The sequence below is a fragment of the Nonomuraea sp. NPDC050783 genome, assembly GCF_040802095.1.
GTDB lineage: Bacteria > Actinomycetota > Actinomycetes > Streptosporangiales > Streptosporangiaceae > Nonomuraea.
Map to the genome: position 1 here is coordinate 94,147 of NZ_JBFAHK010000023.1, position 22,301 is coordinate 116,447.

Sequence of the window (22,301 nt, forward strand, 5' to 3'; positions counted from 1 at the left end):
AAGACGGTTCTCAGCCGTTTGAGCGTCTCGTCCGTTCGGCGGCTCATCCGTCCCCGCGGCTCCCCGGCCGCCCGTCCCCTGGAGCTCCGGCACGTGAAGAGCCCGTCCCAGCCCCGTGACCGTGGCATTCCCGAGGCGACGGTGGCCCGGCTCCCGTTGTACCTGCGGGCGCTGCACGGCATGGCGGAGCGGGGCGTCGCGACGGTCAGCTCCGAGGACCTGGCCGTGGCCGCCGGGGTCAACTCCGCCAAGTTGCGCAAGGATCTGTCGCACCTCGGCTCGTACGGCACGCGAGGCGTAGGCTATGACGTGGAGTACCTCGTCTACCAGATCTCCCGCGAGCTGGGCCTGACGCAGGACTGGGCGGTCGCCATCGTCGGCGTCGGCAACCTCGGCCGCGCGCTGGCGAACTACGGCGGTTTCGTCTCCCGTGGCTTCAGGGTGGCGGCACTGATCGACGCCGACCCCGAAGTGGTGGGCGACACCATCGCGGGGTTGAATGTTGAGCACATCGACGCACTGGAAGCCGTCATCACGCGGCGTGGAGTCTCGATCGTGGTTCTGGCGACACCGGCGGAAGCGGCACAGGCGGTCTGTGACCGCGTGATCGCCGTGGGCGTCACCAGCATCCTGAACTTCGCCCCTGTCGTGCTTTCCGTGCCGGACACGGTGGACGTCCGTAAGGTCGATCTATCTATCGAACTACAGATTCTCGCGTTCCACGAGCAACGCAAGGCTGGGGGGCCACTCATGGCGGTGGACGGTCAATGAGTGTTCTGGCTGTAGGACTCAGTCACCGGACCTCGCCGGTGGCGCTCCTCGAACGTGTCTCCATCACCGGCGACGCGCTGATCAAGCTGCTGCACGACGTGCAGGACGACCCGTCCGTGGCCGAGGCCATGGTGGTCTCCACCTGCAACCGGGTCGAGGTCTACGTCACGGTCGACCGCTTCCACGCCGCGGTCACGGCCGTCACCCGCCTGCTGGGCCTGCACTCGGGCGTCCCCGTCGAGGAGCTGACGCCCCACCTGTACGTGCACTACGAGGAGCGCGCGGTCGAGCACCTGTTCTCCGTGGTGTGCGGCCTCGACTCGATGGTCGTCGGCGAGGGCCAGATCCTCGGCCAGGTCCGCCAGGCGCTCAAGCTGGGCCAGCGCCAGGGCACCGTCGGCGCCACCCTCAACGAGCTGGTGCAGCAGGCGCTGCGGGTCGGCAAGCGGGCCCACACCGACACCGGCATCGACCAGGCCGGGGCCTCCCTCGTCACGGCCGGGCTGGCGCTGGCCGGCGACCTGGCGGGCAAGCGGGCGCTGGTCGTCGGCGCGGGCTCCATGAGCTCGCTGGCGGCTGTCACGCTCCAGCGCGCCGGGGTCACCGACATCGTCGTGGCCAACCGCACCTACGAGCGGGGCGCCCGGCTGGCGGCCAACGTCGGCGGCCGGGCCGTCGAGTTCGCCGCCGTGGCCGACGAGCTGTCCGGTGCGGACATCGTGGTCACCTGCACGGGAGCGGGGCGGCACATCATCACGCCGGATATGCTGGACGGGCCCGCGTTCCTGCTGGACCTGGCGTTGCCGCACGACGTCGATCCGGCCGTGCGGCGGGTGCCCGGCGTCCGGCTGGTCGACCTGGAGACCATCCAGGAGTCCGGCATCGGCTCGCGGGAGGGCGACGCGGTGGCGTCCGTGCGCGCCCTGGTCGCCGAGGAGTTGCGCGCCTACCTCGACGCCGAGCGCGCCGCCAGGGTCACCCCGACCGTGGTCGCCCTGCGCAGCAAGGCGGCGGGGGTGGTCGAGTCCGAGCTCGGCCGCCTGATGATGCGGGTGCCCGATCTGGACGAGCGGGCGCGCGACGAGGTCGCCATGACCGTGCAGCGGGTCGTGGACAAGCTGCTCCACGAGCCGACTGTGCGTGTCAAGCAGCTCGCCACCTGCCCGGGGGGCGATCATTATGCGGAAGCGCTGCGCGAGCTGTTCAACCTGGACCCGAAGATGCCCGAGGCCGTGAGAGAGGTGGAGTTGTGACGTCCGAGCCCCTGCGGCTGGGCACGCGCCGGAGCATGCTGGCCATGGCCCAGTCCCAGATGGTGGCCGACGACTACACCGCGCGCACCGGGCGGCGGGTGGAGCTGGTCGGGATCACCACGTTCGGTGACGTCACCAAGGCCCACCTGGCGCAGCTCGGCGGCACCGGCGTGTTCGTCAGCGCGCTGCGCGACAAGCTCTCCGACGGCGAGATCGACTTCGCCGTGCACTCGCTGAAGGACCTGCCCACCAAGCAGGACCCGCGCTTCACCCTGGCCGCCATCCCGGCCCGCCACGACCACCGCGACGCGCTGGTCGCGCACGCCAAGTTCGCCGACCTGCCGCCCGGCGCGCGGGTCGGCACCGGCTCGCCGCGCCGGGTCGCCATGCTGAGCGCGCTCCGCCCCGACCTGGAGTACGTCCCGATCCGCGGCAACGCCGACACCCGCATCGGCAAGGTCGCCTCCGGCGAGCTGGACGCGGTCGTGCTGGCCTCGGCCGGGCTCAACCGGCTCGGCCGCGGCGCCGAGATCGCCCAGATCTTCGAGGTCGAGGAGCTGCTGCCGGCCCCCGGCCAGGGCGCGCTGGCGGTCGAGTGCCGCGCCGACCGCGCCGACCTCGTGGCCTTCCTCGGCGTCCTCGACGACCCGCGCACCCGCTCCGCGGTGACCGCCGAGCGCACCGTGCTGTCCGCGCTGGAGGCCGGTTGCGCCGCGCCCGTGGGTGCGTTCGCGGCCGATGACGGGCACACTCTGAACCTGACCGCCACGGTCGTCGCGATCGACGGCCGCGAGGCGGTCCGCAAGTCCGCCGCCGGCTCTCCTTCGGAGGCTGTCCAGCTCGGCCGCCACCTCGCGGCCGAGATGATCGCCGAAGGGGCCGACAGATTGATGGGGGAGCATTCCCATTGAGCGCCGATAGTCCAACCTCCGGTTTCGTCGCGTTCGTGGGCGCGGGTCCCGGCGACCCCAACCTGCTCACGCTCCGCGCCGCCGAGCTGCTCGGCAAGGCCGACGCCGTGGTGCTCGGCGAGGAAGCGCACCGCGCGCTGCTGCGCCATGCCCGCGGCGGCGTGCAGGTCGCCGAGGGCGAGGGCGCGCTGGCCGGGCTCGTCAAGCGCGCCCAGGACGGCGGGCTCGTGGTGCGCCTGTGCGCGGGCGACCCCATGCTGTTCTCCTCCATCACGGAGGAGGTCGCGGCCTGCGCCGCGGCGGAGGTGGACTTCGAGATCGTGCCCGGCGTGCCGCCCGCGACCGCGGTGCTCACCTACGCCGGCATCCCGCCGGCGACGGCCGTCCCGGAGTTCCGCATCGTGGACGCCGCCCAGGAGCAGGACTGGTCCTCCCACGCCGCCTGCCCCGGCACGCTGGTGATCTACAACGGCATCGGCGACGCGGTGGCCATCGGCAAGGCGCTCATCGCCGGCGGCAAGCCCGACAGCACGCCCGTCGCGGTCAGCAGCGGCGGCACCACCACCGAGCAGTACACCGTGGTCTCCTCGCTCGGGCGGCTGCAGGCCGACCTCAAGCACGCCGGGTTCACCGAGCCCGCGCTGATCGTGGTGGGCGAGGCCGTGGGGCAGCGCGAGAAGCTGTCGTGGTTCGAGACCAAGCCGCTGTTCGGGTGGCGGGTGCTGGTGCCGCGCACCAAGGAGCAGTCGCGCAGCCTGTCGGAGCAGCTTGTGGCCTACGGCGCGGTGCCGGAGGAGGTGCCGACCATCTCGGTCGAGCCGCCGCGCACGCCGCAGCAGATGGACCGCGCCATCAAGGGCCTGGTCACCGGCCGCTACGAGTGGGTGGCCTTCACCAGCGCCAACGCGGTCAAGGCGGTGCGCGAGAAGTTCGAGGAGTACGGCCTCGACGCGCGTGCCTTCGCCGGGCTCAAGGTGGCCGCCGTGGGCGACGCGACCTCCCGCGCCCTGGTCGAGTTCGGCGTCAAGCCCGACCTGCTGCCCTCGGGCGAGCAGTCGTCCGAGGGGCTGGTGGCCGAGTGGCCGCCGTACGACTCGATGCTCGACCCGATCAACCGGGTGCTGCTGCCCCGGGCCGACATCTCGACCGACACCCTGGTGGCCGGGCTCACCGAGCTGGGCTGGGAGTGCGACGACGTCACGGCCTACCGCACCGTGCGGGCCGCGCCGCCGCCCGCGCCCATCCGCGAGGCGATCAAGGGCGGCGGCTTCGACGCCGTCCTGTTCACCTCCTCCTCCACGGTGCGCAACCTCGTGGGCATCGCGGGCAAGCCCCACAACGTCACCGTGATCGCGGTCATCGGGCCGCAGACGGCCAAGACCGCCGAGGAGTTCGGGCTCCGGGTGGACGTCATGGCCGACAAGCCATCCGCCTCCGCGCTGGCCGCCGCCCTGGCCGAGTACGGAGCCAAGCAGCGCCAGGCGGCGCTGGCTGCGGGCGACACGCCCCGCCGGCCCTCCCAGAACCGCCGCGGCGCGAGAAGGAGACCCAGATGAGTGCCCACTCGGGTGCGCGGTTCCCCGTCGCGCGGCCCCGCCGGCTGCGGCGCGACCCCGTCCTGCGGCGGATGGTCGCGGGCACCCGGCTGCACCCCGCCGACCTGATCCTGCCGCTGTTCGCCAAGGAGGGCATCGACGAGCCGCAGCCGGTGGCCTCGATGCCCGGCGTGTTCCAGCACACCCGCGACTCGCTGCGCAAGGCGGCCCGCGAGGCGGCCGAGGCGGGCGTGGGCGGGCTGATCCTGTTCGGGATCCCGGCGGTCAAGGACGCGCGCGGCTCGGCCGCCGACGACCCCGACGGCGTGCTGCAGAAGGCGCTGCGCGACGTGGTGTCGGAGGTCGGCGACGCGATCGTGGTCATGGCCGACACGTGCCTCGACGAGTTCACCGACCACGGGCACTGCGGCATCCTCACCCCGTCCGGCGACGTGGACAACGACGCCACCCTGGAGCGCTACGCCTCCGTCGCGGTGGCCCAGGCCGAGGCCGGCGCCCAGATGATCGCCCCGAGCGGGATGATGGACGGCCAGGTGGGCGCCATCCGCGCCGCCCTCGACGGCGCCGGCCACGCGGGCGTGCCGATCCTGGCCTACTCCGCCAAGTACGCCTCCGCCTTCTACGGCCCCTTCCGCGACGCGGCCGAGTGCGCGCCGCAGTTCGGCGACCGCAGCACCCACCAGCAGGACCCCGCGGGGCGGGTGGAGGAGGCGCTGCGCGAGGTCCGGCTCGACCTGGCCGAGGGCGCCGACGCCGTCATGGTCAAGCCCGCCCTGGCCTACCTCGACGTGATCGCCGCCTTCCGCCGCGAGGTGGACGTGCCGGTCGCCGCCTACCAGGTGAGCGGCGAGTACGCGATGATCGAGGCCGCCGCGGCCAACGGCTGGGTGGACCGCGACCGGATGATCATGGAGTCGCTGATCGCGATCAAGCGGGCCGGCGCCGACCTGATCCTGACCTACTGGGCCACCGAGGTGGCGCGGACGCTCTAACCACGGGGTTTCCCGTCAACTGCTGGGGCCTGTGCGTTAGAGTGCGATGAGAAGTGCTGGTGTGTCCCGCGTGTGCGAACGCCCGCCCTGAGCCGGGACCTCCTCAGGCGCGGGACTCGACGGGAGACACCAATGGTGGGGGTACCTCTGGCTCGGCGTACCAAAAAGCGGGCCCGGAAAGGGACGCGGCCGACGCGCATCGCGACCGTCCTCGACTACGCCGGCATGGGGTGGCCCGTGGTGCCCGGCGCCTACCCGCTGCCGGCCGGGCCGCGCGCGTGCTCCTGTGACCGCCTCGGCTGTCCCGACCCGGGCGCCCATCCGCTCTCCCCGGCCTGGCCGCTGCTGGCCACGACCGACCCGGCCCAGCTCACCCGCTGGTGGCAGGCCGACCCCGAGGCGGGGGTGATCCTGCCCACCGGCCGCGTCTTCGACGTCTTCGACGTACCGGCCGCCACCGGCCTGTCGGCCCTCACGAGGATCGACGAGGTGGGAGCCCACTCCGGCCCGGTCGCCGCTCAAGGCGACCGGGTCTTGTTCTACGTGGCCACCCGCGGCAACCCCGAGGACGAGGACGAGTGGTGGTCCTGCCACCTCGACTGCGACCCGGCCACCATCGACGACACGCCGGGCCTGCGCTGGCACTGCCGCGACAGCTACGTGCTCGCGCCGCCCTCGCTCCTGCCCTCCGGCCGGCCGGTCACCTGGCTGCGCCCGCCGGACGGCCGGCCGCTGCCCGACCCGCTGCGCGTCCTGGAGTGGCTGGCCGACTGACCGGGGGCCGGGCGGGGCTGACGCGGGACCGGGCCCCGTCCCGACTAACCTGGTCGGGTGAGCCGCATAGAGAAATCCGAGGACCTGTTCGCCCGCGCCCGCCGGATCGTGCCGGGAGGCGTCAACTCCCCGGTGCGCGCGTTCGGCGCGGTCGGCGGCACGCCGCGCTTCATGGCCGCCGGGCAGGGCCCCTACATCACCGACGTGGACGGCAACCGCTACGTCGACCTCGTGTGCTCCTGGGGGCCGATGATCCTCGGCCACCGCCATCCCGCGGTCGTCGAGGCGGTCTCGCAGGCGGCCGCCCGCGGCTTCTCGTACGGCACCGCCACGCAGGGCGAGGTGGAGCTGGCCGAGGAGATCGTCTCCCGGGTCGCGCCGGTGGAGAAGGTGCGCCTGGTCAGCTCCGGCACCGAGGCGACGATGAGCGCGGTGCGGCTGGCCCGCGGCTTCACCGGCCGGTCGAAGGTGATCAAGTTCGCCGGGTGCTACCACGGGCACGTGGACGCGCTGCTGGCCTCGGCCGGGTCGGGCGTGGTGACGTTCGGGCTGCCCGACACGCCGGGCGTGACCGGCGCCTCGGCGGCCGACACCCTGGTGCTGCCCTACAACGACCTCGCGGCCGTGGAGGAGGCGTTCGCGCAGGCCGACATCGCGTGCGTGATCACCGAGGCGTGCCCGGCCAACATGGGCGTGGTGCCGCCGCGCGAGGGCTTCAACCGGCGGCTGCGCGAGCTGTGCACCGCGCACGGGGCGCTGCTCGTGGTGGACGAGGTGCTGACCGGCTTCCGGGTCTCGGCGGCCGGCTGGTACGGCCTGGACCCGGTCGAGGCCGACCTGATGACGTTCGGCAAGGTCATGGGCGGCGGGCTGCCGGCGGCGGCGTTCGGCGGCCGGGCCGAGGTGATGGCGCACCTGGCGCCGGAGGGGCCGGTCTACCAGGCGGGCACGCTGTCGGGCAACCCGCTGGCCTGCGCGGCGGGCCTGGCGACGCTGCGGGCGCTGGACGCGGAGGCGTACGCGAGGGTGGACGCCGCCGCGCTCGCGGTGGGCGAGGCCGCGTCCGAGGCGCTGGCCAAGGCCGGGGTGCCGCACCGGTTGCAGCGCGCGGGCAGCTTGTTCTCGATCTTCTTCACCGAGGCGGAGGTGACGAGCTTCGCCGAGGCCAAGACCCAGAACACCGCGGCGTTCACCGCGTTCTTCCACGCGATGCTCGACCAGGGGGTCTACCTGCCGCCGTCGGCGTACGAGGCGTGGTTCCTGTCGGCCTCCCACGACGACGAGGCGCTCAGCCGCGTCGCGGAAGCGCTGCCGGCCGCCGCCGAGGCAGCCGCAGCCGCACTGTAGTGCCGGCGTAGAGCACGCCGCAGACGATGAGGGCCGCCGCCCCCAGCTTGACGGGGGTGAGCGGCTCCCCGGTCACCAGGGCGGCCGACGACATGCCGAAGACCGGCACGAGCAGCGTGTACGGCGCCACGGTCGAGGCGTCGTAGCGCCGCAGCAGCCAGCCCCACACGCCGAACCCGCCGAGCGTGGAGACGAAGGCCACGTACAGCAGCGACAGCCATCCCTCCAGAGGGGAGGCCAGGCGCGGCACGCCCTCCAGCCACAACGACAGCAGCAGGAGCGGCGGCGCCGACAGGGCGCTGACCCAGACCATGAACCGCAGCGAGTCGGGCGGCGCGGCCCGGCGCTGCGCGACGTTGCCGAGGCCCCAGGCGGCCGCGGCGGCCACGCAGAGCGCGAACGCGCCGAGCGGGCCCGACAGGCCGAAGTCGTAGGCGACCAGGGCCAGGCCGCCGAACGCGACCGCCAGCCCGAGCACGCGGCGGGCGGTGAGCCGCTCCCCGAGCAGCGTCACCGCGAACACCACGGTGAACAACGCCTGCGTCTGCAGGACGAGCGAGGTCAGCCCGGCCGGCATGCCGGCTCGCATGCCCACGAGCAGCAGGCCGAACTGTCCCACGCCGAGGGTGACCGCCACCCCTGCGACCCAGCGCCACGGCACCTGGGGACGCCCTGCCAGCAGCAGGGCGGGGAACGCGGCCAGGGCGAACCTGAGGCCCGCGTAGAGCAGCGGCGGGAAGTGCCGCAGCCCTACCTGCATGACCACGAAGTTGAAGCCCCAGATGGCGGCGAGGCCGACGGCGAGGGCGAGGTGGCGGGGGCGCACTCAGCGCGCGGGCTTCTGGTAGCGGATGCGCTGCTCGCGAGCCTGCTCCGCCAGCTCCTTCAGGTAGGAGGGACCGGTGGACTGCTGCTTCTTCGTCTTGAGGATTCTCATGCATCTATTTTCATCTGCTACACATTCAACGACAAGCGAGACTTTCTACGCTAAACCCTTTAGTCTGGCTTACATGTTGGACCTGAACCGGCTCAAGGCGCTTCACGCGGTGCACGTCTACGGCTCGGTGGGCGCGGCCGCCGACGCGCTCATGGTCACCCCGTCGGCCGTGTCCCAGCAGATCGCCAAGCTGGAGCGCGAGACCGGCGCCCGGCTCATGGAGCGCAACGGCCGCGGCGTGCGGCTGACCGACGCGGCCGGCCTGCTCGCCGAGCACGCCGAGCGCATCCTCGCCCTGGTGGAGACGGCCGAGGCCGACTTCGAGGCGCTGCGCGGCGAGGTCGTCGGCCGGCTCAACATCGCCGCCTTCCCCACCGCCACCCGCGGCCTCGTGCCCGGCGCCCTGGTCGCGCTGCGCGAGCGCCATCCCGACCTGTGGATCCAGCTCAACGAGCGCGAGCCCGAGCGCGTCGTGCGCGACGTGGCCAGGGGCGAGCTGGACCTCGGCATCATCCAGGACTGGATGAACCGGCCGATGGCGCTGCCCGACGGGCTGTCGAGGGCCACGCTGCTCGACGACATCGCCGACGTGGCGGTGCCGGCCGCCCATCCGCTGGCCGGTTCGCGCGAGATCGAGCTGGCCGCGCTGCACGGCGAGCGGTGGATCAGCTCCTCGCCGGGCACGGTCTGCCACGACTGGCTGGTGTTCACCCTGCGCAACGCCTCGCTGGAGCCGGAGATCGCGTACATGGCCGACGAGTACCCGACCCAGCTCGCGCTGGTCGCGGCCGGGCTCGGCTGCGCGATCGTGCCGCGCCTGGGCCGCCAGGTGCCCGAGGGCGTCAGCATGGTGCCGATCCGGCCGCGCCAGTCGCGCCGCATCTACGCCGTGTGGCGCGCCGACGCCGCCCGCCGCCCCGCGATCCGCGCCCTGGTGGACGCCATCATGGAGGTCAGCAAGGAGCAGGAGAACGCCTGGGCCGTGCGGTAGGGCCCCTCTCTTGGCGCCTCGCTAGCTCAGCGCGATGGCCACCACCCCGCCGAGGATCACCCCGGCCGCCAGCAGCCGCCGCGCCAGGTCGCCCTCGGCCAGCAGCCTGCCGCCCAGCACCACCGCGATCAGCACGCTGATCTCCCTGGCCGGCGCCACCACGGTCACCGGCGCCAGGGTGAAGGCCACCAGCACCAGCAGGTACGACACGAAGATCAGCACCGCCGCTCCCGCGATGCGCCACCGGTGCTCCCGCCACACCGGTGCGACCAGCTCCCGCCGCCCGCCCAGCACGACCGGCGCCAGCACCAGCGCCCGCCCGACCTCGCCCAGGTAGATCAGCGCGATCGGCGCCACCGCGAACGGCCCCACCACCTGCGAGTCCCACACCGTGTACGCGGCGATGAACAGCCCGATGACCACCCCGGGCAGCACCGCCCCCAGCCCGCCGCGGGCCGCGTCCCCGCCCATGAGGAACACCCCCGCCCCGACCAGCACGATGCCCGCCACGTTCGCCACGGACGGCCGCTCGCCGAGGAACAGCACCGCCACCAGGCTCGCCAGCATCGGGCCGGTGCCGCGCGCCACCGGATACACCAGCGACAGGTCGCCGCTGCCGTACCCGCGCTGCAACAACACGAAGTAGCACAGGTGCAGGGTCGTGCTGCCGGCGATCGCCACCAGGTCCCGCCAGCCCGGCACGTCGCCCGTCACCAGCAGGAACCCGGCGAACAGCGGTGCCCACACCACTGCCGAGACCACCGCCACGAGCCAGACGAACACCACCCCGTCGGCCTGCGAGGAACGCTTGCTCAGCAGGTTCCAGGTGGCGTGGGTGACGGCGGAGACGATCACGAGGAGCAGGGCCCAGGGACTCACCCCGGGACCCTATCCCCGGGCGAGCGGATAGGCTTGTGCCCACCATGGCTGAAACCACCGTCGTTCACCTTCTGCGCCACGGTGAGGTGCACAACCCGAAGGGCATCCTCTACGGCAGGTTGCCCGGATACCACCTGTCCGAGACAGGTCAGCTCATGGCCGAGACGGTCGCCAAGGCGGTCGGCGGCCGTGACATCGTCGCCCTGTTCAGCTCGCCGCTGGAGCGCGCGCTGGAGACGGCGGCCCCGCTCGCCGACAAGCTCGGCCTGGAGATCCAGCAGGACGACCGCCTCCTCGAAGCGGGCAATCTGCTGCAGGGCCGTCCCGTCGCCCAGGGGGTCGGGCTCTTTCGTGACTGGCGTAACTACCGCTACTTCTGGAACCCGCTCCGGCCGTCCTGGGGCGAGCCCTACCCGGTGATCGTCCAGCGGATGAAGTCGATGATCGACGACGCGCGGGCGGCGGCGCGCGGGCACGAGACGGTGCTCGTCAGCCACCAGCTCCCCATCTGGGCGATCAGGATGGCCGCCGAGGGGCGCCGGCTCTGGCACGACCCGCGGCGCCGGCAGTGCGCGCTGGCCAGCCTCACGACGTTCACCTTCGACGGCGACCGGCTCATCAGCATCGGCTACAGCGAGCCGGCCGGCTCCCTGGACACCGGGCCGTCCGTCCCGGGCGCCTGAGCCCGATGTCGGGAGCGCCGGGCCGCACCGGTAGAGTTGCAAGCTCTACCGGTTGTAGTACAAGGAGATCTTCCTCCGTGCGCGCCAAGTCCCTCTCCCTCGTCCTCCTGGCCCTGCTGGCCGGAGGTTGCGCCGGCAACCAGAGCGGGCAGCCGCAGGCGGGCGACACCCGGTTCGTCGCGGGCGACGGGAAGATGCAGGTGTTCGCCGCGGGCGAGCGCAAGCCCGCGCCGGCCGTCGAAGGGCCGACCCTCGACGGCGGCACGGCCTCGCTGGCGGCGCACAAGGGCAAGGTCGTGGTGCTCAACTTCTGGGCGTCCTGGTGCGGGCCGTGCCGGGCCGAGGCGCCGGTGCTCAAGGAGGTCGCCTCCCGCACCAAGGACGGCGGCGTGGAGTTCATCGGCGTCGACTTCAAGGACCGCAAGGCCGACGCGCTGGCCTTCGAGCGCACCGAGCGGACCGGCTACCCGTCGATCTTCGACCAGCCGGGCAAGGTCGCGCTGGCCTTCCAGGGCACGGTGCCGCCCGCCGCCATCCCGTCCACCCTCGTCATCGACAAGCAGGGCCGCGTCGCCGCCCGCGCGCTGGGCGCGGTCAAGTACACCGATCTGATGAACACCGTCACGAGGGTGCGCGATGAGTGAGGGTGCGCGATGAGCGGCGTCGTGGCGTCGGGGTCGCTGCTGCTGGCCGTGCCGATCGCGGTGCTCGCCGGGGTGGTGTCCTTCCTGTCGCCGTGCGTGCTGCCGCTGGTGCCCGGCTACCTGTCGTACGTGACCGGCATGAGCGCCGACCCCAGGCGGGGGCGGCTGGTGCTCGGGACGGTGCTGTTCGTGGCCGGGTTCGGGCTGGTGTTCATGCTCAGCGGGGCGCTGTTCGGCGGGCTCGGCTCGGCGCTGCTGGACAACGCCGAGGTCATCACGCGGGTGATCGGCGTGCTGACCATCGTGCTCGGGCTGGCGTTCCTGGGCGTGGTGCCCGGGCTCATGCGCGACGTGCGCATCCACCGGCTCCCGGCGGCGGGGCTGGCCGGGGCGCCGCTGCTCGGCGTGGTGTTCGGGCTCGGCTGGACGCCGTGCATCGGGCCGACGCTGGCCGTGGTGCTGGCGCTCGGGCTCAACGAGGGCAGCGCCGCGCGCGGCGCCCTGCTGGCCGTGGCGTACGCGCTCGGCCTGGGGCTGCCGTTCGTGGGGGCGGCGCTGGCCTACAGCAAGGCGTTGCGCACGTTCCGGGCCATCCGCAGGCACTCGCGCCTGATCACCAGGATCGGCGGCGCGATGCTGGTGGCCGTCGGCGTGCTGCTGGTGACCGGCCTGTGGGGGGAGATGATCGCGGCCATGCAGGGTGTGATCGGCGCGTTCGAGCCGGTGATCTGATGAGCGTGGACGAGCTGGAGCGCGAGCAGGCGTCCAGGCAGGCCGGGCTCGGCCCGGTCGGCTGGCTGCGCTGGGCCTGGCGCACGCTCACCTCGATGAGGACCGCGCTGATCCTGCTGTTCCTGCTGGCGCTCGGCTCGGTGCCCGGCTCGCTGGTGCCGCAGCGCGGCGTCGAGCCCGACAAGGTCGCCCGCCTGTACGAGCAGAACCCCACGCTGGCCGAGTGGTACGACCGCTTCCAGCTCTTCGAGGTCTTCACCTCCACCTGGTTCGCCGCCGTCTACCTGCTGCTGTTCACCTCGCTCATCGGCTGCATCATCCCGCGCACCCTGACCTACGTGCGCGAGCTGCGCCGCAAGCCGCCCGCCGCCCCGAAGAACCTCACCCGGCTGCCCCACGCCGCCTCCTTCGAGGGCGCGCTGAGCGTCGAGGAGGCCGCCAGGCGCCTGCGCCGGCTGCGCTTCCGCGTGGTCACCGGCGACGGCTGGGTCTCGGCGGAGAAGGGCTACCTGCGCGAGACCGGCAACCTGTTCTTCCACGTCGCGTTGCTCGGCATCCTGCTCGCGATCGGCGCGGGCTCGCTGTACGGCTACCGCGGCAACGTCCTGGTCGTCGAGGGCGACGGCTTCGCCAACACGGTGGCCGCCTACGACCGCTTCATCCCCGGCAGCCAGGTGTCGGCCGAGTCGCTGGAGCCGTTCTCGTTGCAGCTCGACCGCTTCGACGTCTCCTACCAGGTGGCCGGCGACAAGCGCGGGCAGGCGCTCGACTACACCGCCCACCTCAAGGTCAACGACACGCCCACCGCGCCCGCCCGCGACGTCCAGCTCAAGGTCAACTCGCCGCTGGAGGTCGGCGGCACGCAGACCTACCTCATCGGCAACGGCTACGCGCCGGTCTTCAAGGTCACCGACGGCAAGGGCCAGGTGGCCTTCGAGGGGCCGGTGGCCTGCCTGATCGAGGACAAAGCCACGATGACCTCGGGCTGCGTGGTCAAGGTGCCCGACGCGCAGCCGTCGCAGCTCGGGTTCCTGCTGCGCTTCCTGCCGACCAGTGTGCCGCTCACCGACGGCACCTACGCCTCCGCCTTCCCCGGCGAGCTCAACCCCGAGGTGCAGCTCCTCGGCGCCTTCAGCGGCGACCTGGGCCTGCGCGACGGGCGGCCGCAGTCGGTCTACGAGCTGGCCCCGCCGGAGACGCTGAAGAAGCTCAAGCCGCTGCTCATGGGCACCAGCGTGCCCAAGCCGCTGGCGGTCGGGCAGTCGGTCGAGCTGCCCGGCGGGGCGGGCCGGCTGGAGTTCACCGGCGTCAAGCAGTGGATGACGCTGCAGGTCGCCTACGACCCCGGCCGGCTGCCCGCGCTGCTGTTCGCCGGCACGGCCGTCGTGTCCATCGCGCTGTCGCTGCTCGTCCGGCGGCGCAGGGTGTTCGTCAGGGTCAAGGACGCGACCGTGGAGGTCGGCGGTCTCACCCGCACCGAAGGCTCCGCGGCGGGCTTCGCCGAGGAGTTCGCCGACATCGTCAAGGTTCTATCAGCAGGAGACAAGGATGTCCGCTGAGCAACTCGCCGGGCTGAGCGACCTGACCGTCGTCGCCGCGGTCCTGCTCTACGTCCTCGGCATGGTCGCCTTCGCGACGGAGCTGGCCTTCGGGCGCTACAACGCCGGCCGGAGGGCCGGCAGGGCCGCACCACGGCCGGCCGCCAGGCAGCCGGTGACGGTCGGCGCCGCCGAGGCGGGCACGCCGGCCGCGGAGAGCGTGGAGGCCGGCGCGGCCGGAGAGATCGCGGAAGCCGGGGAATCCTGGGAGACCGGGGAGACCGGGGAGACCGGGGAATCCGTGGAGACCGGGGAGCCGCCCGCCGTCAGGGAGGCGTCGCCGCTGGCCGCGCGGGCCGGGACGCTGGCGCTGGCGCTCGGGTGGCTCGGCTGGGCCGCCAACCTGGCCGCCATCGTGACCCGGGGCCTCGCCGTGGGCCGCTGGCCGTGGGGCAACATGTACGAGTTCGTGGTGGCGATCTGCTTCGCCGCGGTCTCGGCGTTCCTGCTCACCCAGCTCCGGCACAACGTGCGCTTCCTCGGCGCGTTCGTCATGGTCACGGCCGCGCTCGGGCTGGGCCTGGCGGTCAAGGTCTTCTACACCGCCGCGGGGCCCGTGGTGCCGGCGCTGAACTCGTACTGGATCGCCATCCACGTCACCGCCGCCATCGTCGCCAGCGGCCTGCTCACGATGGCGGGCGTCGCGGGCGTGCTCTACCTGCTGCGCGGTGACGGCATGTCGCGCCTGCCGGCCCGCGAGGACCTGGAGCGGGTGGCGCACCGGGCGATCGTGTTCGCGTTCCCGCTGTGGACGTTCGCGGTCATCGCGGGCGCGCTGTGGGCCGACCGCGCCTGGGGGCGCTACTGGGGCTGGGACCCCAAGGAGGTCTGGTCGTTCATCACGTGGGTGGCCTACGCCGCCTACCTGCACGCCCGGGTGACGGCCGGATGGAGGGGGAAGGCCGCCACGGTGGTGCAGCTCGTGGCGTTCGGCTGCCTGATGTTCAACCTGATCGGCGTCAACATCTTCATCACCGGCCTGCACAGCTACGCCGACGTCTGAGCAGGCCCGCCGGGGAGCCCGGTCCGGGGGAGCCGGGCTCAGAGGTCGTCGCCGCCGCCCCGCAGGCGCCGGTCGAGGTCACGCAGGAAGTCGGGGTCGTCGTCGGGGCCCTTCGGCATGCCCGGCCCGTGGGTGACCGGCCAGGCCTGCCGCGGCGCCTGCGGACGGCCGCGCGCCATCCAGATCAGGCCGCCGACCAGCGGAATCAGGACGACGATCAGGATCCAGAGGGTCTTTGGTACGTTCCGAACCTCATCTTCCGGGGTAGTGACGACGTCGAAGAGCGAGAAGAGCCAGAAGGCGAGCAGCGCCAGGCCGATCACAACACCTGCCATGTCCGAACTGTAAGCCATCCGAGACGTGGTCGTGCTGCTCGATGTCCTCTTTCGGGTGACTAGGGGAAGATCCACGTCGTACCGTGGAACCCGAAACGGCGGAGCCCGCAGGGGGCTCCACGGCGTTGCGAGGTGCGATGGCCTTTTCCCAGGACAGGAGTTCCCGGGGCAAAGGTTCCTGGGGGAGGGGTTCCTGGGGGAGGGACTCCCCGGACAAGGGCCGGCATCGCCGTGGCCGCTGGTGGCGGCGCGGCTCCTATCTCTTCTCCCGCCGCGCCGACGCGCCGAGCGGCGCGGACCGCTCCTTCTGGTCCGGCGCGCGTGAGAGGCCCGGAGAGGGCCTGGACGGCCATACCGAGAACCGGAGGGCCAACGGGGCCGCGCGAGGCCGTGAAAGGGGCGCTGAGCGGCCGGAACGGCGTTCCTGGCCCGGCGCCGACGATCGGCCGGACGCCTTCGCCCCGCGCGAGCGGCACGAGCGGCTGCCCGCCGCGGTCCTCGACCGCCCCCGCTACACCTGGTATGACTTCGAGCTCGACGACCGCCCGCCGCGGGCCGAGCCGCACCGCCCGGACGCGCCGTCCATGGGCGACGGCTTACGCCACTGCGGGAAGCTGGAGTCCATCCTGCACCGCCAGTGGGACGCCTGGCAGGGCCCGCCGCCGCCCGACGTCGTCCGGGCCGTGGAGAGCCTGGCCCGGCTGCCCGACCGGCTGAAGGAGCGGCTCGTGGCCGGCCTGGAGGGCATCTACGTCGGCCCCGGCGGCGTTCCCGACCTCGACGACATGGGCTACCTGCGCGGCGCCCCGCTGCCCTCGGGCCGCGCGACCTGGGACATCTGCGCCGGCGCGTACGGCGACCGCAAGATCGTCGTCGGCGACCGCCCCTCGCCGACCCCCGACGTGATGATGCACGAGGTGGGCCACGCCCTCGACGACATCGACGCGCCCCACGGCTCCTGGGTGTCCGACTCGCCGGAGTTCGCGCGTCTCTACGAGAAGGCCCGGCCGATCCTGGTGTCCGCCTTCCACCGGCAGGGCGGCGGGCTCGGCCGCAAGGAGTTCTTCGCCGACGCCTTCGCCGCCATCGCCGCCCGCCGGCGTCCCGCCCTGGTGGACATGCTCGGGGGTGACACGCGGATGGCGCTCGACGTCATGCTGTTCTTCAACCGGCGCTACGGAATCTAGGTGATCCGCCCATGTACGTCATCCGGCTCGCGGACGGGACCCTGCGCGTGCCGCGGAGCCTGACCAGCGAGGACGGGCGCCTGATCGGCAACGCCTACGCGGAGGTGCGGCCGGGCGACCCCGGCTACGAGCGCTGGCTGGCGGAGTCGCTGACGGAGGAGGAGCTGGAGCTGCGCCGCCGGCGCTGGGAGGAGGAGAACGACGACCTGGAGCGCGAGTTCCTGGCGTTCAAGGCGGAGCAGGAGGCATCAGGGGCGCGGCAGGAGGACACCTGAGCTGCGGGTGACGAGCCGGAGCGGCTGACGGCGGGCCCGGGGCGGAACGACGGACAGGCGCCAGCCACGGTCGGCGGTTGGCGCCGCCCCGTGCTTGCCCTACGGCAGTGTGGCCGGGAAGCACGCGAACCTCGGGTTCCGCAGGCGGTGACCCTGCCGGATCGCAGGATCACCGTCTTGACGGAACGTCAGACGCGCGGGGACTCACCTGCTGGCCTGTCGGCCGTGAGAACATCCTCGCCTCGGAGAAGGGCGTGGACTTCCGACTCGCGGAAGCGCCGGTGCCCTCCGGGGGTGCGGATACTGCTGATGCGGCCTGCCGCAGCCCAGCGCGTAACCGTCTTTGGGTCTACCCGGAAGAGGGCGGCAACCTCTCCAGGGGTCAGCAGACGCTCGCTGCTACTCTCCACCAATCTCTCCCCCTCGCATCCCGCTTCCTGCCAGCGGGCGGACAGGTAACCAGTGTGTCGAGCGAAGCCTGATTTATCCGTGGTTTTCGGAGAAGATCACGGGTTGTTATCAGCTGACTGCCCGATTGTTATATGATAGAGCCTCTTTGGGGCTCTCGTGGGTGTTTCTTTACGAAACTCCCTAACTGGGAACAGTAGCAGCGCACGCGCCCGATGCGAAGAGCGACCGGGACACAGGTCCGAGTAACCTCGAAGCCGTGCATCCCGTTCTCGTTTACACCGCGTCGCGCATCGGCCTGTTCGTCGTGACCCTCGGGGTCTTGTACCTGCTCGGCCTGCAGAACCCGCTCGTGCTGATCGCCGCGTCATTCCTCATCAGCGGGGTGGCCAGCTACGTCCTGCTGTCGAAGCAGCGCGACGCCATGAGCGCGCGGATCAGCGACAAGCTCGACCGCCCACAGCCGCGGGACGACTAGGGCAAGGGGAACATGCCAATCCGGGCATGGTACTCCCGTCCGAGTCCGGTTGTGTCACTACCGACAAGTAGTCCGGCGGGTTGCGCCGAAAACGCCTTCACGCCGATGCCGCGCTCCCGCGTGGGATTCCACGCGAGCGCCTTTCCCGTGACCGGATGAATGGCGCCGATGCCCGGCCGCGCCACCGCCCCGGGGCCGGCCGTGTCGCGCCCCCGCGGATTGTCCAGCCAGCGCAGATGCCCGCCGACGTACACCGCGGCCCCGGTCGCCGCGACCGCGTACAACGAGTCCCCGCCGGTCGCGTTGACCCAGGTCGGGCGGATCGCCGAGCCCCTGGCGTAGGTCTCGAAGCGGGCCGCCGTGTCGCACATCCCGCCGCGCGCGCCGCCGGTGGTCACCACCACGAAGTAGCTCCCGTCGGGGGAGAAGTCGAGGCCCCGGACGTACGACGGGAACGCCTCGGCGCACTCGCGGGCGTAGGCGTCGCTGCGCCACGGCGCGACCCGCGCCACCGGCCCGCTGACGTCGATCAGCCCGAGCTGCGGACGGGAGTGCCCGTCGAGCGTGGTGAACGAGCCGTCCACCGCCAGCCGCCCGCGGGACAGCGCCAGCGCCTGGACCTTGACCCCGGACGTCAGCGGCGCCCCCGGCGTGACCGCGAAGCGCGGGTCGGCCGCGCCGGTGGCCGCGTCGAGCCGGGCCAGGCCGGTGCGCGGGCCGGAGAAGTCGCCGCCGACGTAGAGGTGGCCGCCCTGCCGGGCGAGGGTGCTCACCGAGCCGCCGGTGAGGCGCGGCTCGAAGCCGGGCTCCAGGGCGCCGTCGGCGAGCCGGACCCGGGCCAGCCCCCGGGCGCGGGCGCCGTCCACGCCGTGGAAGTCGCCGCCGACGTAGACGGTGCCGCGCTCGCCGGCGGCCAGCGCGTACACGGGGCCGCCGACCACCGGCGCGAACTCCCGCAGGAGGCGGCCGGTCAGCAGGTCGAAGGCGAACAGGTTGTCGCGCGGCAGGGACTCGGTGCGGCCGGCGTCGCTCACCTCGCTGAAGGAGCCGCCGACCACGACGGTGCGGCCGGCGACGGCGATGGCGTTGACGATGCCGTCGAGGACGTGGGGGGTGTAGTCGACCGGGTCGGCCGACACGACGCGCGTCTGCGCGTACGAGCCGTGAGCGGAGGGGACCGAGGGGGCCGATGCGATGAGCGCCGCGAGGGCGACACGGGCAAGCATTCCCCAAGAACTAGCAGACGTTCGGTAACCCGTCAGTCACTTTCCGTTGATTGTCCCGATAGCCATAAGCTTTCCCGCATGACGCGTGCTCAGCTGGACAAGCAGCCGGACCAGGTCGCCGCGATGTTCGATCGCACCGCCCGGCGCTACGACCTCGTCAACGACGTGATCTCCCTCGGGCAGGTGCGGCTCTGGCGCAGGGCGGTGGCCGCCGCCGTGGACGCCGGCCCCGGCGAGGTCGTGCTCGACCTGGGCGCGGGCACCGGCACCTCCACCGACACCTTCACCACGCTCGGCGCCCGGGCCATCGCCTGCGACTTCTCGCTCGGCATGCTGAGCACCGGCGTGCGCCGCCACGGCGGCAACGCGCTGAGCGGCGAGGGGGTGCCGTTCGTCGCGGGCGACGCGCTGCGGCTGCCGTTCGCCGACGACGCCTTCGACGCGGTGACGATCTCGGTGGCGCTGCGCAACGTCCACGACACCGAGCAGGCGCTGCGCGAGATGCTCCGCGTCACCAGGCCGGGCGGCAGGCTGGTGGTCATGGAGTTCTCGCACGTCACGGTGGGGGCGTTCGACACGGTCTACCGCGAGTACCTCATGCGGCTGCTGCCGAGGGTGGCCAAGGTGTTCGGCTCCAACGACGACTCCTACGAATACCTCGCCGAGTCGATCCGCGCCTGGCCCGACCAGCCCACCCTGGCCGAGACGATCCGGCGGGCCGGCTGGGAGCGGGTGGCCTGGCGCAACCTGACGATGGGGATCGTGGCCATGCACCGGGCCTTCAAGGCGGGCTGACAGGCGGCTGGATATCGCAATATCAGCAGGTATTACGCGTCTGCCAGATTTCTCTCATGTCGATGTCCCCCTCGCCACGACCGGCACGCCGTCCCCAGGGATCACAGAACGGTCCCCCGACTGCCACTATGTACAGCAAAAGCAGTAGACTGCGGGCCGATAAGTTTGTGAAGGGGTTCACAAAGGAACGAAGGCGCACAACACCCCGAGGCCTTCGCGTGTGTAGGACAGGACAGTCCAGTGACCGTGCCCACAGCCCTCCAGGCTGACGCCGACGTCATCGTCGTCGGCGCCGGTCCCGCCGGTTCCGCAACCGCCTTTTACCTCGCCCAGGCCGGTCTCGACGTGTTGCTCCTGGAGAAGACCAGGTTCCCGCGCGAGAAGGTCTGCGGCGACGGCCTGACCCCGCGGGCGGTCAAGCAGTTGCTGAACATGGGCGTCGACATCGACGCCCCCGGCTGGATCAGGAACAAAGGCCTGCGCGTCGTCGGCGGCGGCCTCCGCTTCGAGCTGGACTGGCCGCAGCTCGAACGCTTCCCCGACTTCGGCCTCGTCCGTACCCGCCAGGACTTCGACCAGATCGTGGCCGCCAACGCGGTCAAGAACGGCGTGCGCCTGATGGAGGGCGTCACCGTCACCGAGCCCGTGCTCGACGACCGCAGCGGCCACATCGTCGGCGTCCGTACCAAGGACGGGCGCACCTTCCGCAGCCGCCTGGTCGTCGCCGCCGACGGCAACAGCACCCGCCTCGCGCTCGGCATGGGCCTGCACAAGCGCGAGGACCGCCCGATGGGCGTGGCCGTGCGCACCTACTTCGAGAGCCCCCGCCACGACGACGACTACCTGGAGATCTGGCTGGAGCTGTGGGACGGCGACACCCTGCTGCCCGGCTACGGCTGGATCTTCGGCGTCGGCGACGGCACCGCGAACGTCGGTCTCGGGCTGCTCAACACCAGCGCCCAGTTCAAGAACATCGACTACCGCGACCTGCTGCGCCGCTGGTGCCGGTCCATGCCGGCCGACTGGGAGTTCACCGAGGAGAACATGACGGCCCCCATCCGCGGCGCCGCGCTCCCGATGGCCTTCAACCGGCAGCCCCACTACACGCGCGGCCTGGTGCTCGTCGGCGACTCGGGCGGGGCCATCAACCCGTTCAACGGCGAGGGCATCGCCTACGCCATGGAAACCGGCGAGATCGCCGCCGAAGTCATCGCCAAATCCCTCAAGGGAACCACCCCCGCCCAGCGGGAGCGGATCCTGCGCACCTATCCTCAGACGCTGAAGGACGCCTACGGCGGCTACTTCACGCTCGGCAGATGGTTCGTCGAGGCGATCGGAAAACCGGGAGTGATGAGCTTCGGGACCAGGCACGGGCTGCCTCACCCTAGGCTGATGCGCTTCGCCATCAAACTCCTTGGTAATCTCACCGACCGGCGAGGCGATGCGTCGGACCTGATCATCAACGCGCTTTCGAAGGTCGCTCCGTCAGCATGAATCCCGCAATCAACAGATCCGGCTGCGCGCCCGCGCGCGCGGCGACTCCAGAGGAGGCGTAGCGATGGACCTTTACGTGCCCATCCTGGTGCTCGCCGTTCTCGCGGGGGGCTTCGCGATCTTCTCGGTCGCCATCGCTCCCTTCACCGGCCCCAAGCGCTGGAACCGCGCCAAGCTTGACGCCTACGAATGCGGCATCGAGCCGACGCCCCAGCCCGTCGGTGGTGGACGGTTCCCGCTCAAGTACATGGTCACCGCGATGCTCTTCATCGTGTTCGACATCGAGATCATCTTCCTCTATCCGTGGGCGGTCTCGTTCGCGCCGCTGCGGAACGACGCGGGCGGGGTCATCGTGCCCGGCCTGGGGCTGTTCGCCCTGGTGGAGATGTTGCTGTTCATCGTCACCGTGCTCGTCGCCTACGCGTACGTGTGGCGCCGCAAGGGTCTGGACTGGGACTGAAAATGGGACTTGAAGAGAAACTCCCCAGCGGGTTCATCCTCAGCACCGTCGAGGCGGCGGCCGGATGGGCGCGCAAGAACTCCGTATGGCCGGCCACCTTCGGCCTCGCCTGTTGCGCCATCGAGCTGATGGCCACCGGCGGCCCCCACTACGACCTGGCGCGCTTCGGCATGGAGCGCGCTTCGGCGTCTCCCCGCCAGGCCGACCTCATGATCGTCGCCGGACGGGTCTCGCAGAAGATGGCGCCCGTGCTGCGGCAGATCTACGACCAGATGGCCGAGCCCAAGTGGGTCATCGCGATGGGCGTGTGCGCCTCCAGCGGCGGCATGTTCAACAACTACGCGATCGTCCAGGGCGTGGACCACGTCGTGCCGGTCGACATCTACCTGCCCGGCTGCCCGCCGCGGCCGGAGATGCTCATCGACGCCATCGTCAAGCTGCACGACAAGATCCAGAACATGAAGTTCGGCGCCCACCGCGCCAAGCAGATCGAGGAGCTCGAACTGCAGGCGCTGCGCACGCTGCCGGTGATCGACCAGGGGGCCGCGAAGTGACCTCGCCCGACAACCTCC

Annotated in this window: 25 protein-coding genes; 20 read left to right on the forward strand and 5 right to left on the reverse strand. The window is 71.9% G+C overall.

Features of this window, described 5'->3' with window-relative positions; genetic code table 11:
• Positions 1-93: 93 nt before the first annotated feature.
• The 7 genes from AB0H75_RS40970 to hemL all read left to right on the forward strand — a co-directional run bounded on the left by AB0H75_RS40970 (position 94) and on the right by hemL (position 7,604).
• Entirely contained in the window at positions 94-771 is a 678-nt protein-coding gene (locus AB0H75_RS40970) for a redox-sensing transcriptional repressor Rex (protein ID WP_367805626.1), read from the forward strand.
• Positions 768-2,024 carry a glutamyl-tRNA reductase gene (locus tag AB0H75_RS40975; protein ID WP_367805628.1) on the forward strand — a complete coding sequence of 419 codons (1,257 nt, stop codon included), beginning with the start codon at positions 768-770 and terminating at the stop codon, positions 2,022-2,024. Before AB0H75_RS40970 ends, AB0H75_RS40975 begins: the two co-directional genes overlap by 4 nt.
• On the forward strand, positions 2,021-2,935 hold the full coding sequence (gene hemC / locus AB0H75_RS40980) for a hydroxymethylbilane synthase (RefSeq protein ID WP_367805630.1): 915 nt from the start codon (positions 2,021-2,023) through the stop codon (positions 2,933-2,935). Before AB0H75_RS40975 ends, hemC begins: the two co-directional genes overlap by 4 nt.
• A gap of 35 nt (positions 2,936-2,970) precedes the next feature.
• A complete protein-coding gene (locus AB0H75_RS40985) occupies positions 2,971-4,491 on the forward strand; it encodes a uroporphyrinogen-III synthase (protein ID WP_367805632.1) in 1,521 nt (506 codons plus the stop codon).
• Complete coding sequence (gene hemB, locus AB0H75_RS40990; protein WP_367805634.1) at positions 4,488-5,483, forward strand: porphobilinogen synthase; 996 nt, start codon at positions 4,488-4,490, stop codon at positions 5,481-5,483. The genes AB0H75_RS40985 and hemB overlap by 4 nt, the downstream gene beginning before the upstream one ends.
• Before the next feature lie 132 nt (positions 5,484-5,615).
• Positions 5,616-6,257, forward strand: coding sequence for a bifunctional DNA primase/polymerase (locus AB0H75_RS40995; RefSeq protein ID WP_367805636.1), 642 nt, complete (start codon positions 5,616-5,618; stop codon positions 6,255-6,257).
• A 57-nt stretch (positions 6,258-6,314) separates the two neighbouring features.
• Complete coding sequence (hemL, locus tag AB0H75_RS41000) at positions 6,315-7,604, forward strand: glutamate-1-semialdehyde 2,1-aminomutase (protein WP_367805638.1); 1,290 nt, start codon at positions 6,315-6,317, stop codon at positions 7,602-7,604.
• Here hemL and AB0H75_RS41005 read toward each other — a convergent pair.
• Positions 7,546-8,430 (reverse strand): EamA family transporter, encoded by an 885-nt coding sequence (locus AB0H75_RS41005; RefSeq protein ID WP_367805640.1) that lies wholly within the window; start codon positions 8,428-8,430, stop codon positions 7,546-7,548. The two genes, hemL and AB0H75_RS41005, sit on opposite strands and share 59 nt — an antisense overlap.
• Positions 8,431-8,614: 184 nt before the next feature.
• On the opposite strand from AB0H75_RS41005, the gene AB0H75_RS41010 reads away from it, so the two are divergent.
• Positions 8,615-9,532: a LysR family transcriptional regulator gene (locus AB0H75_RS41010; RefSeq protein WP_367805642.1), complete on the forward strand. Its 918-nt coding sequence runs from the start codon at positions 8,615-8,617 to the stop codon at positions 9,530-9,532.
• A gap of 21 nt (positions 9,533-9,553) precedes the next feature.
• On the opposite strand, the gene AB0H75_RS41015 is transcribed toward AB0H75_RS41010, so the two are convergent.
• Positions 9,554-10,411, reverse strand: coding sequence for an EamA family transporter (locus AB0H75_RS41015; RefSeq protein WP_367805644.1), 858 nt, complete (start codon positions 10,409-10,411; stop codon positions 9,554-9,556).
• Positions 10,412-10,455: 44 nt separating this feature from the next.
• Between AB0H75_RS41015 and AB0H75_RS41020 the strand changes: the two genes are divergently transcribed.
• From AB0H75_RS41020 to ccsB, 5 genes are all read left to right on the forward strand, one after another.
• Positions 10,456-11,094, forward strand: a complete 639-nt coding sequence (locus AB0H75_RS41020; protein WP_367805646.1) for a histidine phosphatase family protein — start codon at positions 10,456-10,458, stop codon at positions 11,092-11,094.
• Between the two features lie 77 nt (positions 11,095-11,171).
• On the forward strand, positions 11,172-11,738 hold the full coding sequence (locus tag AB0H75_RS41025) for a TlpA family protein disulfide reductase (RefSeq protein ID WP_367805648.1): 567 nt from the start codon (positions 11,172-11,174) through the stop codon (positions 11,736-11,738).
• 9 nt (positions 11,739-11,747) lie between these two features.
• Entirely contained in the window at positions 11,748-12,470 is a 723-nt protein-coding gene (locus AB0H75_RS41030) for a cytochrome c biogenesis CcdA family protein (RefSeq protein ID WP_367805650.1), read from the forward strand.
• Positions 12,470-14,029 (forward strand): cytochrome c biogenesis protein ResB, encoded by a 1,560-nt coding sequence (locus tag AB0H75_RS41035; RefSeq protein ID WP_367805652.1) that lies wholly within the window; start codon positions 12,470-12,472, stop codon positions 14,027-14,029. The genes AB0H75_RS41030 and AB0H75_RS41035 overlap by 1 nt, the downstream gene beginning before the upstream one ends.
• The gene (gene ccsB / locus AB0H75_RS41040) at positions 14,019-15,071 is read left to right on the forward strand and encodes a c-type cytochrome biogenesis protein CcsB (protein ID WP_367805654.1); all 1,053 of its coding nucleotides are present in this window, start codon (positions 14,019-14,021) and stop codon (positions 15,069-15,071) included. The genes AB0H75_RS41035 and ccsB overlap by 11 nt, the downstream gene beginning before the upstream one ends.
• Positions 15,072-15,109: 38 nt before the next feature.
• On the opposite strand, the gene AB0H75_RS41045 is transcribed toward ccsB, so the two are convergent.
• Entirely contained in the window at positions 15,110-15,406 is a 297-nt protein-coding gene (locus AB0H75_RS41045; protein ID WP_367805656.1) for a PLD nuclease N-terminal domain-containing protein, read from the reverse strand.
• Between the two features lie 137 nt (positions 15,407-15,543).
• Between AB0H75_RS41045 and AB0H75_RS41050 the strand changes: the two genes are divergently transcribed.
• A complete protein-coding gene (locus tag AB0H75_RS41050; RefSeq protein WP_367805658.1) occupies positions 15,544-16,593 on the forward strand; it encodes a hypothetical protein in 1,050 nt (349 codons plus the stop codon).
• 11 nt (positions 16,594-16,604) lie between these two features.
• Complete coding sequence (locus AB0H75_RS41055; protein ID WP_367805660.1) at positions 16,605-16,868, forward strand: hypothetical protein; 264 nt, start codon at positions 16,605-16,607, stop codon at positions 16,866-16,868.
• Between the two features lie 188 nt (positions 16,869-17,056).
• Here AB0H75_RS41055 and AB0H75_RS41060 read toward each other — a convergent pair whose 3' ends face one another.
• Positions 17,057-17,278, reverse strand: a complete 222-nt coding sequence (locus AB0H75_RS41060) for a BldC family transcriptional regulator (protein WP_026214226.1) — start codon at positions 17,276-17,278, stop codon at positions 17,057-17,059.
• Between the two features lie 257 nt (positions 17,279-17,535).
• Between AB0H75_RS41060 and AB0H75_RS41065 the strand changes: the two genes are divergently transcribed.
• Positions 17,536-17,754, forward strand: coding sequence for a DUF4229 domain-containing protein (locus tag AB0H75_RS41065; protein ID WP_367805663.1), 219 nt, complete (start codon positions 17,536-17,538; stop codon positions 17,752-17,754).
• Here the strand turns inward: AB0H75_RS41065 and AB0H75_RS41070 are convergent.
• Positions 17,751-18,980: a hypothetical protein gene (locus AB0H75_RS41070; protein ID WP_367805665.1), complete on the reverse strand. Its 1,230-nt coding sequence runs from the start codon at positions 18,978-18,980 to the stop codon at positions 17,751-17,753. The genes AB0H75_RS41065 and AB0H75_RS41070 overlap by 4 nt on opposite strands.
• A gap of 78 nt (positions 18,981-19,058) precedes the next feature.
• On the opposite strand from AB0H75_RS41070, the gene AB0H75_RS41075 reads away from it, so the two are divergent.
• The 4 genes from AB0H75_RS41075 (at position 19,059) to AB0H75_RS41090 (ending at position 22,283) form a co-directional block, all read left to right on the forward strand.
• Complete coding sequence (locus AB0H75_RS41075; protein ID WP_367805667.1) at positions 19,059-19,775, forward strand: demethylmenaquinone methyltransferase; 717 nt, start codon at positions 19,059-19,061, stop codon at positions 19,773-19,775.
• A gap of 240 nt (positions 19,776-20,015) precedes the next feature.
• Positions 20,016-21,269: a geranylgeranyl reductase family protein gene (locus AB0H75_RS41080; protein WP_367805669.1), complete on the forward strand. Its 1,254-nt coding sequence runs from the start codon at positions 20,016-20,018 to the stop codon at positions 21,267-21,269.
• Between the two features lie 64 nt (positions 21,270-21,333).
• On the forward strand, positions 21,334-21,729 hold the full coding sequence (locus AB0H75_RS41085) for an NADH-quinone oxidoreductase subunit A (protein ID WP_367805671.1): 396 nt from the start codon (positions 21,334-21,336) through the stop codon (positions 21,727-21,729).
• A gap of 2 nt (positions 21,730-21,731) precedes the next feature.
• A complete protein-coding gene (locus tag AB0H75_RS41090; RefSeq protein WP_367805673.1) occupies positions 21,732-22,283 on the forward strand; it encodes an NADH-quinone oxidoreductase subunit B family protein in 552 nt (183 codons plus the stop codon).
• Positions 22,284-22,301 lie beyond the last annotated feature (18 nt).